Source organism: Nocardia aurantiaca (genome assembly GCF_009708175.1).
Taxonomy (GTDB): domain Bacteria; phylum Actinomycetota; class Actinomycetes; order Mycobacteriales; family Mycobacteriaceae; genus Nocardia; species Nocardia aurantiaca.
The window spans coordinates 117,017-130,601 of sequence record NZ_WMBB01000016.1; the positions used below are offsets into that span (position 1 = coordinate 117,017).

Below are 13,585 nucleotides of genomic sequence, written 5' to 3' on the forward strand. Positions count from 1 at the left end.
ATTCATCGAAAGGCGGAGGTGATCGGCTTGGGACAGAACACCACGGGTACCGCGGTGGCGCGACTCGCGCGGCGCCTTGCCGAATCGCGCGGTAAACGCCACGGCGAATACAGTCGGCGTCTCGCCGCATTGGGCCGATTCGCCATGCGACACCGACTGCTGGTGATCGGCGGGTGGCTCGGCGTCGCGGTGGTGCTCGCCGTCGTGTTCCCACAGCTGGAAACCGTTGTGCGGCAACAATCGGTACACCTGGTGCCCAGCGATGTGCCGTCGTTCCAGGCCTCCGATCAGATGGCGACGGCGTTCGACGAACAGGGCGCCAAGACCTCGATCGTTGTCGCCATGGAAGACGGGTCCGGGCTGACCCCTTCCGCGAGGCAACATTACGACGCGCTCGTCGCCGCGCTGCGCGCCGACAAGACTCACGTCTTGCTCGTGCAAGACCTGCTGGCCGACGCCGCGACGAGCGCGCAGACAGTCAGCCGGGACGGTAAGGCATGGTTCCTGCCGGTCGGAATCGTCGGCACGTTCGGCGATCCCACAGCGGCACAATCCGTCGATGCCGTTCGTGCGACCGTCGAGTCAGTGTTCGAGGGGTCGTCGACCACCGCCTATGTCACCGGTCCGACCGCGACCTACGCCGACGGTGTCGCCACCGGTGATCACGACCTGGTCCTCATCACGGTGGCGACCTCCGCACTCATCGGCATCATCTTGCTCCTGGTCTACCGATCGGTGTTCACCGCACTGCTGCCCGTGGTGGTCGTCGGCGTGAGTGTCGCGGTCGGCCGCGGCGTACTGTCAGCGCTGGGGGAGATCGGGCTGCCGGTCTCCCAGTTCACCATCGCGTTCATGACTGCCGTCCTCTTGGGTGCGGGCACGGACTACACGGTCTTCCTGGTCAGCCGGTATCACGAACAAAGGCGGCGGGGCGTCGCTCCGGAGCTGGCCATCGTGCATGCCACCGGCAGCATCGGACGCGTCATCCTCGCCTCGGCCGCCACGGTCGCCTTGGCCTTCGCGGCGATGGTGTTCGCTCGCCTCGTCACGTTCGCCGCGCTGGGGCCCGCCTGCGCCATCTCGGTGCTGATCGGATTCCTGGCCACCATCACACTGCTACCGCCGATTCTCGCGATGGCCGCCCGGCGCGGCATCGCCGAGCCCCGTGCCGATATGTCCCGCAAGCATTGGAACCGAGTCGCGGTGGCCGTGGTGCGACGACCGGTGCCATTGCTGGTCGCGAGCCTCGTTGTCCTGCTCGCTCTCGCCGGGGTCTCGGCCACCATGACGATCAGCTACGACGACCGCACGAGCCAACCCGCCGACACATCGAGCAACCAGGGTTATCAACTGCTGGATCGCCACTTTCCCAAGGACAGCGTTCTCGGCGAATTCCTGCTCATCCGATCCCGCACCGACATGCGCACCGCCCAAGGACTCGCGGACCTCGACGAAGCGGCGTCCCGCATCGCCCAGCTGCCCGGCGTCACAAGCGTTTCCGGTGTCACCCGTCCCTCCGGCAAGCGGCTCGATCAAGCCCAGCTGTCCTGGCAGAACGGGCAGGTCGGCGACAAAATGTCGGACGCTGTCGACCAAGGCCAGAGTCACGAAGCGGACCTCACCAGGCTCACGGAGGGGGCCGATCAACTGTCCGGTGCCCTCGGTCAGCTCGACGCCGACCTGCACGGCGCGCTCGCCCCGTTGATCGGCCTGCTGGATCGGGCACAAACCACGGGTCGGCAATTGCAGAATTCCCAGCCGCTGCTGCAACAGCTCGAAGACGCCGCCCCCACCGTGGACGAAATCCTGCGCTCCGATTCGGGACTGCGCCCCTTGGCGCAACAAGCCGCGACCGCCATCGCCGTCATATCGCCACTCACTGACGCGCTCACCAGCTCATCGTGGTGCGCCTCGACACCGCAGTGTGCTCAGTTGCGCGATGAGATCCAGGTGCTGGTCACGTTGCACAAGGGCGGCTTCTTCGACAAGATCGCCGATCTCGGCGATCAGGTCGGTCACGATGCCTCTTTGTCCGCGATGCTCGCCGCCATCCACAACGCGGCCACCAACATGCAGCAGGCGATCGGTGCGATCGGTGATCCCGCAGATCTCGTCGGGGACATCCAACGCCTGCAGGATGGCGTCCGCCGAATGGCCTCCGGTGCACAATCATTGGCCGCGGGCGTGCATGCTCTCGCCGACAGCAATCTCCAATTGCTCAGTGGCATGGGCCGAATCGCGGCCCAGCTGAAAGACTCCGCACGAGCCACCGCCGGATCCGACGCCGCCACCGGCTTCTTCCTGCCGCCCAGCGCATTCGACGATCGCCAATTCGGTGAGCTCGCACGGCGGTTCATCTCACCCGACGGACTCACCGCCCGGTTCGCCATCACAACCTCCTACGACCCCTATTCCGCTGACGCGCTGGCCCTCGACCGCATGATCATCGCGACGGCTGACGCCGCCCGGCCCAACACCTCGCTGGCCGATGCCACCATGTCCATCGTCGGCTTCTCGGCCGTTCAATCCGATCTGCAGCACCTGATGTCGGCCGACTTCACCCACCTGGCGATTGCCACATTCGCCATCGTCGGCATCATCCTGATCCTGATGTTGCGTGCCGTGGTCGCTCCGCTCTACCTGCTGGGCACCGTCGCGTTGAACTATTTCGCCGCGCTCGGTCTGGGAGTCCTGGTGTTCCAGTACGGATTCGGCGTCGGCATCGCGTGGGGAGGTCCACTCGTGGTCCTCATCATTCTGGTCGCAGTCGGAGCCGACTACAACATGCTGCTGGTATCACGATTGCGCGAGGAATCGACACGCAATAGTCGTGTCGGCGTCCTGCGGACCGTCGCCAGCACGGGCTCGGTCATCACCTCGGCCGGCATCGTGTTCGCCGCCAGCATGTTCGGCCTGATGGTCGGATCGCTCGCCTTGATGGTCCAAACCGGGTTCATCGCCGGATGCGGATTGCTGCTCGACACCTTCGTCGTCCGAACCCTGACCGTTCCCGCCATCGCGACTCTGCTGGGGCACAAGAGCTGGTGGCCGATGCCCCCGCCCAGCCGGCGCCGAATGATGTGAGGACGCGGAAGGTGGCTGAATCGCCCGAACACGTGGATGTACTGATAGTCGGAAACGGACGAGCCTCTCGATCCCGGTTTCCGCGGCCGTCCGCCGGAGGTATTCGAGCACGGATCAGGAGGCAACGCGCGTAGAGCAACTGTGCTCGGACCAGCGCGCGAGGATGGCGCTCGGTCTCGAGTTCAGTGACCAGTTTCTCCGCACGGACGAGGGCTAGCTCATGCGCGGCGGGAGAGCCCTCACCGAGCAGCAGGCGAATCGCCGAATCCTGCTCGAGTTCGGCGATCTGGCCGTCGATCTTGTTGTCCTGCTTGCGATATGGAGATAGTCCGAGCAGCTGCTCACGGAGGCTGTCCGCGATCGGGAGACCGAGACGGATCCGCTCGTTGGCGATCCGGGTCGCCAGCCGCGGGAGGGACCGCTGTTCGGCCAGTCGCTGGCCGCGGGCGAGCCGCTCCTCGGCGGCCGCGACATTACCGCGGAGAGCGAGTACCCGCGCCCACGTGCAGTAGGTTTCGAGCGCGAAGTCCATGGGGCCACCGTTGTGTGTCAGCCCGGCCGCGGCGTCGAGAAGTTCCTGGGCCTCGGCGAGGCGTCCCTGCTCGTAGCGCAGCCCGCCCAGCATCGAACCGGCCAATTTCGATGAGTACGTGGGCTTTCCGGAACGCTGCGCAACAGTGATCGCGGCGGTGAAGTACTCTTCGGCGCGGCCGATGTCGAGCCGGTCCCAGGCGGCCAATCCAGCGAGGCAATGGCTGAATGTGACCGTGAACGGGCCGTGATGACGGCTGTGGCTCGCGGCGACAGTGGACCACCGCTCGGCCGCGTCGAAATACGGTGCAGGGCGTCGATCATCGCCAAGTTGGTCCGGCCCATGGCGAACGATGTCGGCGCATTCTCTAAATGACCGGTCACCAGATCGGGTATTCCGGTGAAACGGTCGTCCAAATAGTCCTGGATGGCAGTGACCACAGCTGATTCGACCTGTAACTGTGTGGCGTCCGGCTCGGAGAGCCTCTCGGCTTCCACCGCGGTGGCGACTTTGAGCACGGCGGTATTCATCGCTTCCCGGCGCTGCAGTCCGACGTTCGCCCAGGCGACACACCGGTACCTGACGATCGTGCAGCTCGCCGACCGGCGCGCCGAGACCCTCGCCGCTGCCCTGACCCAGCGCTACACCTTCATGCCCGCCGCGATGAAACGCACCCTGACCTGAGACCGGGGCATGGAAATGGCCGAGCATCAGAAGTTCGCCACAGCGGTCGGCGTCGAGGTCTTTTTCGCCGCCCCGCGCAGTCCCTGGCAATGGGGAACGAACGAGAACACCAACAAGTTGTTACGCCAATACCTTCCCAAGAAGACTGATCTCGCGACCTTCACGCAGGCCGAGCTCGACGCCATCGCCGAGCGACTCAACAACCGCCCGCGCAAATGCCTCGGCTACCGCACCCCCGCCGAATGCGTTGCCTTGACCCGTTGAATCTAAGACCGATTTTCCCAAGAAGCGATTCTCCTCTTCCAGCTCCCGAACCCGCCGCTCCAATTCCTTCAATCGGGCACGTTCCGGCATCGACAAACCGGTATCCGCTGCAGAGTTCATTCGCTGGAACTGTTTGACCCAGTCGCCGCAGGTCATCGACCTGCGGCTCCTTTGCTGTCTGTGATCGGCCGTACGCGGTGGGGATGGGGGCGGCTTGTTCGAAATGCCGCTGAACGGGGTGCGCGGGTGCGGATCAGTGGCCGTAGTGATCTCGGGTATCGGCGACCTTAACCCATTGCGGGAGTGGCGAATCGGGCATAGTACGTGGGATCGATGGATCGGTCCTCGGCGAGGGATGCCGGTAGTAGATTGCTCGAATATGGCTGAGCAGCCGAAGAATCCACACGATGCCTACTTTCGGCATGTCATGTCGGAGGCGACCGCCGCGGCGGGTGAGTTGCGGACGGTGCTACCGGAAGCCGCTGCGGCGCATCTGGATTGGGATGGCATGGAGTTGCAGTCGTGCAGTTTCGTGCCGAAGGAGTTGCGGTCACGCTACACCGACGTGCTGTTTCGGACCCGCTGGGATGATCGTGATGCCCTCGTGTTCATGTTGATCGAGCATCAGAGCAGCATGGACGAGTTGATGGCGTTCCGGATGCTCGAATACATGGTGGCGATCTGGAACCGTTACCTGCGGCACAACCCACACGCGCGGCGGCTGCCGGTGGTGATTCCGGTAGTGGTGCACTGCGATCCACGCGGGCATCGCTGGAGCGCGCCCACCGAGCTGTCCGATCTGCTCGATATCGACCCGGCCATGCGGTTGGCCTTGGGTGAGTGTCTGCCGCGGCTCCGGTTCCTGCTCGACGACTTGAGCGCGGCTGACGTGGCGGCCCTGCGGGCGCGGAAGCTGAGCGTGATGGCGAAGGTGCTGTTCGTGTCGCTGAAGATCGGGCCCGGCAATTCCCGGCTGGGGCAGGATCTGTTGCCGCTCGAGGGTGAGTTGCGTGTGTTGATCGAGGATTACCCAGGCGAGTTCGACCAGGTGATGGCGTATCTTTGGAGTGTCGGTAAGACCGATGTCGCTGGCTTTGCACCGTTGATCGACCGGCTCGGTCCGCGAGCGAAGGAGATCATGATGACAACCGCTGAACAGTTCCGCACCGAAGGACGTACCGAAGGGCGGGCGGAGGCTTTGCTCGACCAGTTGGTGGTCAAGTTCGGGGCGGTGCCCGATCGAATCGTCGGTGCGGTGCGTGAGGCCGAGGCGGCGCGCTTACGGATATGGGGTGCGCGTGTACTCACCGCCGATACCCTCGACGAGGTATTCGCCGAGTAAGCGTCGCCGGTTCGATCCCAGCTAGAACCACTCCGAACGGCCGGTCCGCCGCAATGTGGCGGACCGGCCGTTTTCGGTTTCAGGGCGAGATTACTTTGGGGGCAAGGCTCGGACGATCTCGTCGATTTCGGGCACGATCGCGTCGGCGACCGGGATCTGCCGGTCGATGAGGCCGTTGGTGAAGAACAGGTCGGCGGCGTGCTGTTGCTCGGCGGTGAAATCGTCGTCCACGGGTAGCAGGCCTCAGGGGCGTGTCGCGAGAGCGTGTTCCCACTCCGCGATCGGGCGGCCGTCGTCGGCGGTGAACAGGGCGGCGGCCTCGGAGAGGTGGCAGCGAATCCAGGAGTCGGCGGCGTTCAGGGCGGTGAGGATCGCGGCGAGTTCGGTGGGGTGGTTGGTGGCGAAGGCGCGGCTGGTGAACCAGAGCGAGCGGTGGCTGAACAGGCCGTCGGTGGGGATCAGTTCGCGTAGTTCGGTTTGTTGTTCCATTGCGGTGAGGAAGGGGTAGGAGCCCACCCAGGCGTCGAATTCGCGGGCCAGAAAGCGGTCGGCGGCGTCGTTGTAGACGTCGACCGGGATGATGTCGCTCCAGGTCAGACCTGCTTTCTCGAGGGCCGGCAGCAACAGGGTGGTCTGCCAGGAACCGTGGCCGAGGCCAACCCGCTTGCCCTTCAGATCGGCGGGCTCGTGAATGCCGGAGTCGGCGTGCACGACCAGTCGGCCGTTCTCGACGCGGGGCCCGGAGGCCGCGAGGTAGACGATGTCGTGCCCCTTGGCCTGCGCTGTCACCGGCGGCGTCGAGCCGGTGCCGATGAAGTCGTAGCCGCCGTCGAACAGGTGATCGCCGTGCGCCGAGGGCAGTGTCCGACGCGGGGACTGGTGAGGGTGCGCAGATCAACCCACTCGACCTCGGGCAGCGACTGCTCGAGGATGCCGAGGTGGCGCCAGCACCCACAGGGTGTTGTTCTGTGGGAAGTATCCGACGCGAATGGTCATGCGGTGTAAGCCTTTCCGGAACGATCGTGCAGTAGTGGCAGGACGTGGCGGCCGACTCGGCGCGCCTCCTCGAGATGCGGGACGCCGGCCAGGATGAACGCGTCCACGCCGAGTTCGATCAATTCGTTGAGCCGGTCGGCGACCTGGCGATAGGACCTGACCAGCCCGAAGGGCGGCCCGGGGCGCAGCCGATGGAATCCACCCCACACGTTGGATTGCACCTCCAGCGCCCGGAAGTCGGCACCGCCGACCTGGGATGATCCAGCGGTCAGGGCAGCAGACCGAGGGCGAAGCGGCCGATGACGTCGAGGACCGCGTCGGTGTTGGGTGGATACAGCTGGCCGGTGCGCACATCGCGATAGAGGCGCTCGAGTTCGGTGCTGCGGCTCACCGCCGAGGCGCTCGCCACCTGCACGGCGGTGTCGACCACCGACTTGGCGGTCGCGGTGGTGAATTCCTTGGCCGCGAACAGGCGCGTACGGCCCAATTCCCGTGCTCGACAACGGCATCGGCGTCGCGGGCTTGGCGGCGTGGCCGTCCAGCCCCGGGTGTCGACTCCAATCGGGTTGGGCCGGAAGGGACAGTGGTGTCGGCATCTGGTCGGCAGCCGACCTGACCACCAGCATTATCGATGGTCTCGACGTCGATGTGACCGACACAGTGGGTCAGGTGTTCCTGCTGTGGGCTGATTCGGTTGTGCCGGTGCGGTTTCGGTGAATCTCCTCGTGATGGTTGGAAGCCCAGGCGATCAGGGTGGTGACGGGGTCGAGAAGTCCTCGTGACAGGGGTGTCAGGGCGTATTCGACGCGGGGTGGGACCTCCGGGTAAGAGGTTCTGGTGACCAGACCGTCGTGGGTGAGCTGGCGGAGGGTGACTGTCAGCATGCGCTGGGAGATTCCGGCGACCGCGTGTTGCAGGTCCGTGTAACGAAGAGGTCCGTCGTCGAGGACCGCTATCACCAGCAAGCTCCATTTGTCACCGATGCGGTCGAGGATCTGGCGGATGGAGGCCGTGTGCTCGGCCGGGATACCGGCGCATGGGCCGAAACCCGTGCTGGGCAGCGATTCCGGGTTGTCCTGCATAGCGCACATTTCCCTCCGGTACGGACATGGATGTGCCTTTTGTACGGCCTTCGATCTTGGCTGATCCTGGGGTTTCGCACAAACGGTAGGAAGTGGAGAAGCTCATGTCGAAGGTGATCGCGGTGTTCGGGGCAGGCACCGGACTGGGTGCGTCGGTCGCGCATCGTTTCGGGAGAGAAGGCTTCAGGGTCGCCCTGGTGGCGCGGCGCGAGAATCGGCTGAACGCGCTGGCCGAACAGTTGGCGGCGGCGGGAATCGAGGCGGCTGTTTTCGCCACTGATCTGTCCGAACCCGAACGGATGCCGGAGCTGATCACCGCGATCCGAAACCGTTTCGGCCGCATCGATATCGCCGAGTACGGACCCATAGGAGGTGATCAAACCTTCATTCCGGCAGCTGAACTCGATGCTGCCACCGTCGTCGGTCTGGTTCCGCTGTTGTTGCTCAGTCCCATCGAGATAGTCCGAGCGTTGCTTCCCGAGTGGACAGCGCGTGGTGATGGCGCTTTTCTGCTGTCTCTCGGCCAACTGGCCGTGCAACCACGCCCGTACGTCAGCGGAGTCGGGCCGATCATGGCTGCGGCGCGAAATTATGCGCACTCACTGCACGGTGAACTACGCGACTCCGGGATTTACATCGGCACCCTTGCCGTAGCCGCGTACATCGCGCGCAGCGAAATCGCTGAATCGGCCTCCGCCACCAATGAATCAGACCTACCGGTGGTCGACCCTGATGTACTGGCCGATCTCTATTGGACCATGTACACCACCCGCGACCGGGTCGAACGGATCCACCCCGAGAATCCGGGCCCGCATCCGCTTGCCCGGGGCGCCGATTTCGACATGGCACGATAATCGCCGATCCATGGTGCGAGGCGCCGTGCCGGGGACTCCGCGCGACGTAGCTGGGCCGTGCGCTAGTGGTTCTCGTTGAGTTGATGTTCATACAGTCCTGCCGGGTTTGCGCGTGCCGACCATATTGATCAGGAGCTTCGGCCCCTCCAATGTCGGGTGGTTCGGGTTGATCAGCGTTAGGACCACGGAACGGCAAACCCGCAGGTCATCGACCTGCGGGTTTGTTGCGTCCGTGTAGTTGCCCGAACCATTTCGGCCGCAGAGTCGGCCGATCGGACTGGGGCACCCTAGGTTCAGGCACTGGGTGCTGGTTGCCGTCGGCGGCGGCCCGAAACTCGAATCGGGGTGGGCAGTGGCCGGTTCGCCGCGGCGCTGGATATCTGGGTGGACCCCGCCCCTGGAATGTTGAATATCGCACGAGCGCACGGGATTACGGTTGTCCGCGGCGTCGGGGAGCGGCTGCCGTTCCCGTCGGAGGTCTTCGGCGCGGTGCTGACGGTGCTCACCTCGGTTTCGCCCGACGATCCGGCCGCCGGTTTCGTCGCCTGGCGGTGCGTGCCCGTGCCCAGCGCGCGTTGATGAGGCGGCGTGGCGGCTTCAGCGGGCGAGGAAATGCCAGCCCAGCCAGGCCCAGACGAGGATCGCGACGACCCGCAGGGTTCGTGAGGACAGCAGCAGGCGAAGGGTCTCTCCGAGCGGGGTGAGGCGGTCGCGATGGTATCGGGAGACCAACTCGGCCACGAGAGCGACCGTGGCGAGCACGGCATACCCGGCGATGATGAGTGCGCGGTCGGTCATCGCAGCCACCGCCAGGCGACGGCCAGCCACGCCAGCCAGCCCACGAAACGTCCCGGGCCGTGTTCGAGGACGGGGGAGAGCAGTGTGGAGATCGTGGGGTGGTTCGGATCGGGCACACTCCAGATCGCTTGGCGCGACAGGGCGAACAACTCCCAGCCCACGACGGCCAGCGCGCACGCCGACCACAACAGCACGCCGTTGCGCAGCCGCGCGCTCGCCGGGATCGGTTCGGAAGGGCGGCGCACCGCGCGCACGAGGACCGCAACGGTCAGCCCGGCCACCACGGCTGTCGAGGTCCAGCCGAACGGGTGGGTAGCGGTCCCGATAGCGGCAGCCCCGACCAGAGCGACCAGTCGAATGCCGCGCTGGAAGTGCGGGGTTCGGGCGATACGGACCGGCGCACCTGTCACATCCGTACCGTACCGGAGCCGGTGTCGGCGATCACCGGACCGTATGCCGTGTTTGTATCCGGTGATGTTCTGCCCTGGACGCGGCCGCGGGGTGAACACTCACCCTTGTCGATGCCGGATGGGGAATCTCCCATCGGGACAACGGATCCCTGAGAGGGCCACGAACACGAAACCGCTGTCGCCCTCGCCGCCTACTTCCTCGACACCGCCGAATGGGCCGTCGTGCGAGCGGGTCTGCTCGCGGCGGCGCGCGTGCGCGGCGAACAATCCGAAGCCGGGCCGACCGGCAAGGCGTGACGTAAGCCTTTCCCGCCTCGGGTCGAGCCGATCGGCCTCCTGCGGGTTCAGGCAGTCAGCGCGGAAGGTGTTGGGCGTGGCGACCTCGTTGTGGCACAACAGCTCTAGGGCTTTCTCGCCCTCGACCCACATCGTCACGCAGGTACATGAGTACCGTGCGCCTGCTCAGCCGAAGAAGTCGAGCAGCAACGGTTCGAGCAGTTCGGGCTGGTGGAGGATTTCGTGATCGGCGCCGGGCAGGACTACCCGGCGTGCGTTCGGGATGGCGGTGGCCAGGGCTTGGTTCGCGGTCTGGATCCACGGCCAGGTCTGATCGCCGTTGACGACCAGCGCCGGGATGGTGATCGTGGCGTAGCGGTCGGATTGCAGACGCATCTGGGAACCGGATACGGCGACGTCATAGGGCAGGCTGTTGGCCTGGGCGCATAGGAATTCCCACACCGGTGCGTGACGCATATCGGCAACTATCGACGCCGGAACCCCGACCTGCTCGGTGAGGAACAGTTCGGCCGCGCCGTCGTAGTCGCCGCAACCAAGGCGGGCGACGAGCCGATCGAAGACGTCGGTGGGCGGCTCGGCGCGGTTGCCGTCGACCACCGCGGGCATCTCGTACACGGCGACCTTGTCGATCGGCAGCCCGTGTAGCACGCCTTCCAAAGCCAGAGCGGCACCGGACGAATGACCGAACACGTGCGCAACGCCGCCTACATGCTCGATCACGGCTGCTAGATCGTCGATTTCGGATTGGACGGCATAGTCGCCACGGACATCGCTGCTACCGCCACGGCCGCGGCGGTCGTAGCTGACGGCGGTGACGTGCGGGGCCAGGGTCGAGGCGAGCGCGGCAACGGTCGAGCGGTCGTTGAATGCTCCGCCGATGAGGATCACCGGTGTGCCGGAGCCGATGGTTTCGACGGCGATCGTGCTGCCGTCGGGGGAGTGGACGGCGGTCAGGACGGGACTGGTCATGGAACTCGTGCCTTTCGATGGTTGCGGTCGCGGTCAGGCGGCGGTGGGGAACCAGCAGCCGAGGTGGGTGACTGCGGGTGAATCGAGGACGTGGAATCGGTCCAATTCGATCAGGGTGTCAGGCGGTTGCTCGAACAGCCGGGTGCCTGCCCGAGCAAGACCGGTGCAATGTGCACGTGCATCTCCTTGAATAGTCCCTCGGCGATGGCCTGCTGCATCATCATCGCGCCGCCGTATGTACATTCCGATCACCACAGGCGGCCTTCGCGCGCTTGATCGCGTCCGCCAGGCCGTCGGTGAGACTGTCATATCGGTGCGAACGTTGGGCATGTCATCTCCTCGATGTCTTCCGGGATGCCGCTCGAGTACTCCTCGAACGGGCTGCGCAGGTTTCGACATCGGGACTGACGCAGGCAGCGAATTGTGACTCAGCTCATACCGACTCGGTCCGCTGTCCGGGTCCTCGGCAGCTCGAGTACGAATTGTTCACGTTCGGGAAACGAGGCCCTGAGGAGCCCGCGGATCATTCACGGCCAGCGGCCTCGCGCCGCTATATCGGCTCCCCAGCTCGGTAGGTCGAAGACGAGTCAGCGGCCAGCAGGCGCAGCGCCCGCTGCTTGGGATGGCGATCGTGCACGGCCGGTTGCAGCATCAAACCGTCCACCGCCACCACGCCCGCATGGTTGGCCACGGTCAGCGCGGCGTCGGACTCCGGGAGATTCTCGATGCCGTGGACCTGCACCCGGAACCACAGCTGCGACAGCGGTCGCAGCGCCGGCAGCAGGACGAATTCGAGCAGGTGCTCGTCGAGGCCGAACTCGTCGAGCTGATAGTTCCCGGTGAGGCGGCGGCGCGCGAAACCGGCGGTGGCGCCGATACCGTCGGCGATAGTGCCGCGGACCAGATCGCCCAGGCTGCGCGGCCGGCGCGGGGTCACCTGCGCGGCTCGCTCGGTCAGGCGACGTCACCGGGCGTAGCGCCGGCCGGCTCGGCCAGGGCGCTGCCGCGCCTCGAAGTCGCTATCGTGCAGTGGAATCACCTCGGCCACATCGCTCGCTTCGTCTCCACCCAGTTGCCGACCATGCGGTGGTGGTGTGCCCGAGTCGATCGCCGGCCACGCCGTACATGCCGAGAGGCCGCGTAGGTCCTTGCCGTTGCTCTGCGACGGAGCGACGATGGGTGCGCACAGTCATCCGTGTGCACAGGAGCGCACCACCGGTACCGCCGCTGCACCTGCCTCAGCGCGGCCCCGCGAGTAGATGGGAGCGTGATTTCATCCGATGACCCAGCCCCCTGGCGAGCCTGACACGGTCGGTTCCCTCACCGCAGCGACTCGACCGCACACCAAGCCGGCGCCGGTGCCCGAGGGCGCGGTGATGGTGATCGTCAAGATCGCAAGGTTCAATCCCGACAACGACCGCGGCTCGTACTGGGAGAGCTTCCGGGTGCCGGCGCTGCCGACCGACCGGATGCTGAACCTGCTCATCTACATCAAGAGCTACCTCGACGGCACCCTGACGTTCCGTCGTTCCTGCGCGCACGGCATCTGCGGATCGGATGCGATGCAGATCAACGGCATCAACCGGCTGGCCTGCAAGATCCTGCTCAAGGATCTCCTACCGCGCGACGGGGCCCCGACCACGATCACGATCGCGCCACTGCGCAGCCTGCCCGTGGAGAAGGATCTGATTGTAAACATGGAGCCGTTCTTCAACCTGTACCGCGAGATCAAGCCCTATCTGATCACTTATGGCCCCGCGCCGGAACGTGAACGATTGCAGTCCCCGGCGGATCGGGCGCGTTTCGATGACACCACCAAGTGCATCTTGTGCGCGTGCTGCACCAGCAGTTGTCCGGTCTATTGGGCGGAGAAGACGTATTACGGGCCGGCCGCGTTCGTCAACGCGCACCGGTTCATCTTCGACAGCCGTGACCACGGTGCGGCCGAGCGCCTCGAGATACTCAACGATATCGATGGGGTGTGGCGCTGCCGCACCACCTTCAACTGCACCCAGGCATGTCCACGCGGCATTCAGGTGACCAAGGCGATCACCGAGGTCAAGCGGGCTCTCATGTTCACCCGCTGACCACTACGACGAACGACCGGCCAAATCCTGTGTGCCCGTGCGTCGTTGGTCATCTCGGAGGTTCCGCAGGAGGATACGACTACCGCACCACCGTCGCGCTGTAGTTTCGCGGACTGTTCGGCGGCAGCCCCGAGGTGAGCTCGATGGTCGGGGCGCCGGTCAGGGACCGCAGTCACTCGGGATGGT

15 protein-coding genes and 3 pseudogenes are annotated in these 13,585 nt (G+C 65.4%); 6 read left to right on the forward strand and 12 right to left on the reverse strand.

What is annotated here, in order from left to right; all coding sequences use genetic code 11:
- Window positions 1–27: 27 nt before the first annotated feature.
- Window positions 28–3,084 (forward strand): MMPL family transporter, encoded by a 3,057-nt coding sequence (locus GLP40_RS28920; RefSeq protein WP_230330034.1) that lies wholly within the window; start codon window positions 28–30, stop codon window positions 3,082–3,084.
- A gap of 127 nt (window positions 3,085–3,211) precedes the next feature.
- Here GLP40_RS28920 and GLP40_RS34155 read toward each other — a convergent pair.
- Window positions 3,212–4,189 (reverse strand): annotated as a pseudogene (locus GLP40_RS34155) (hypothetical protein); the annotation flags it as partial.
- Window positions 4,190–4,270: 81 nt separating this feature from the next.
- Between GLP40_RS34155 and GLP40_RS28925 the strand changes: the two are divergent.
- Together GLP40_RS28925 and GLP40_RS28930 are read left to right on the forward strand one after the other, a co-directional pair.
- A pseudogene (locus GLP40_RS28925) lies at window positions 4,271–4,564 on the forward strand (IS30 family transposase); the annotation flags it as partial.
- A 256-nt stretch (window positions 4,565–4,820) separates the two neighbouring features.
- The gene (locus GLP40_RS28930) at window positions 4,821–5,906 is read left to right on the forward strand and encodes an Rpn family recombination-promoting nuclease/putative transposase (RefSeq protein WP_196054833.1); all 1,086 of its coding nucleotides are present in this window, start codon (window positions 4,821–4,823) and stop codon (window positions 5,904–5,906) included.
- A gap of 90 nt (window positions 5,907–5,996) precedes the next feature.
- Here GLP40_RS28930 and GLP40_RS35160 read toward each other — a convergent pair whose 3' ends face one another.
- The 5 genes and pseudogenes from GLP40_RS35160 to GLP40_RS28950 all read right to left on the reverse strand — a co-directional run bounded on the left by GLP40_RS35160 (window position 5,997) and on the right by GLP40_RS28950 (window position 7,984).
- Window positions 5,997–6,137 carry a hypothetical protein gene (locus tag GLP40_RS35160; protein ID WP_407671698.1) on the reverse strand — a complete coding sequence of 47 codons (141 nt, stop codon included), beginning with the start codon at window positions 6,135–6,137 and terminating at the stop codon, window positions 5,997–5,999.
- Between the two features lie 12 nt (window positions 6,138–6,149).
- Window positions 6,150–6,767 carry an ABC transporter substrate-binding protein gene (locus GLP40_RS28935; RefSeq protein ID WP_407671711.1) on the reverse strand — a complete coding sequence of 206 codons (618 nt, stop codon included), beginning with the start codon at window positions 6,765–6,767 and terminating at the stop codon, window positions 6,150–6,152.
- 131 nt (window positions 6,768–6,898) lie between these two features.
- Window positions 6,899–7,138: pseudogene (locus GLP40_RS28940) on the reverse strand (LLM class flavin-dependent oxidoreductase); the annotation flags it as partial.
- A gap of 32 nt (window positions 7,139–7,170) precedes the next feature.
- Window positions 7,171–7,389, reverse strand: a complete 219-nt coding sequence (locus GLP40_RS34160; RefSeq protein WP_230330036.1) for an acyl-CoA dehydrogenase family protein — start codon at window positions 7,387–7,389, stop codon at window positions 7,171–7,173.
- Between the two features lie 178 nt (window positions 7,390–7,567).
- Window positions 7,568–7,984 carry a winged helix-turn-helix transcriptional regulator gene (locus GLP40_RS28950; protein WP_230330037.1) on the reverse strand — a complete coding sequence of 139 codons (417 nt, stop codon included), beginning with the start codon at window positions 7,982–7,984 and terminating at the stop codon, window positions 7,568–7,570.
- Between the two features lie 104 nt (window positions 7,985–8,088).
- Between GLP40_RS28950 and GLP40_RS28955 the strand changes: the two genes are divergently transcribed.
- Both GLP40_RS28955 and GLP40_RS28960 read left to right on the forward strand, forming a co-directional pair.
- Window positions 8,089–8,838, forward strand: a complete 750-nt coding sequence (locus GLP40_RS28955; protein ID WP_154791184.1) for an SDR family NAD(P)-dependent oxidoreductase — start codon at window positions 8,089–8,091, stop codon at window positions 8,836–8,838.
- 345 nt (window positions 8,839–9,183) lie between these two features.
- Window positions 9,184–9,417: a class I SAM-dependent methyltransferase gene (locus GLP40_RS28960; protein WP_154791185.1), complete on the forward strand. Its 234-nt coding sequence runs from the start codon at window positions 9,184–9,186 to the stop codon at window positions 9,415–9,417.
- 18 nt (window positions 9,418–9,435) lie between these two features.
- On the opposite strand, the gene GLP40_RS28965 is transcribed toward GLP40_RS28960, so the two are convergent.
- The 6 genes from GLP40_RS28965 to GLP40_RS28990 form a co-directional block, all read right to left on the reverse strand.
- Entirely contained in the window at window positions 9,436–9,636 is a 201-nt protein-coding gene (locus GLP40_RS28965) for a DUF6186 family protein (RefSeq protein WP_154791186.1), read from the reverse strand.
- Window positions 9,633–10,046 (reverse strand): hypothetical protein, encoded by a 414-nt coding sequence (locus tag GLP40_RS28970; protein ID WP_154791187.1) that lies wholly within the window; start codon window positions 10,044–10,046, stop codon window positions 9,633–9,635. The genes GLP40_RS28965 and GLP40_RS28970 overlap by 4 nt, the downstream gene beginning before the upstream one ends.
- 99 nt (window positions 10,047–10,145) lie before the next feature.
- Complete coding sequence (locus GLP40_RS28975) at window positions 10,146–10,481, reverse strand: hypothetical protein (protein WP_154791188.1); 336 nt, start codon at window positions 10,479–10,481, stop codon at window positions 10,146–10,148.
- Window positions 10,482–10,508: 27 nt separating this feature from the next.
- Window positions 10,509–11,312 (reverse strand): alpha/beta fold hydrolase, encoded by an 804-nt coding sequence (locus GLP40_RS28980; protein WP_154791189.1) that lies wholly within the window; start codon window positions 11,310–11,312, stop codon window positions 10,509–10,511.
- A gap of 110 nt (window positions 11,313–11,422) precedes the next feature.
- Window positions 11,423–11,536 carry a hypothetical protein gene (locus GLP40_RS35165; RefSeq protein ID WP_154791190.1) on the reverse strand — a complete coding sequence of 38 codons (114 nt, stop codon included), beginning with the start codon at window positions 11,534–11,536 and terminating at the stop codon, window positions 11,423–11,425.
- Window positions 11,537–11,862: 326 nt separating this feature from the next.
- Window positions 11,863–12,249: a 1-acyl-sn-glycerol-3-phosphate acyltransferase gene (locus tag GLP40_RS28990; protein WP_407671700.1), complete on the reverse strand. Its 387-nt coding sequence runs from the start codon at window positions 12,247–12,249 to the stop codon at window positions 11,863–11,865.
- Between the two features lie 439 nt (window positions 12,250–12,688).
- Here GLP40_RS28990 and GLP40_RS28995 point away from each other — a divergent pair, with 439 nt between their 5' ends.
- Window positions 12,689–13,399 carry a succinate dehydrogenase iron-sulfur subunit gene (locus GLP40_RS28995; protein WP_230330049.1) on the forward strand — a complete coding sequence of 237 codons (711 nt, stop codon included), beginning with the start codon at window positions 12,689–12,691 and terminating at the stop codon, window positions 13,397–13,399.
- The last annotated feature ends 186 nt before the right edge of the window (window positions 13,400–13,585 follow it).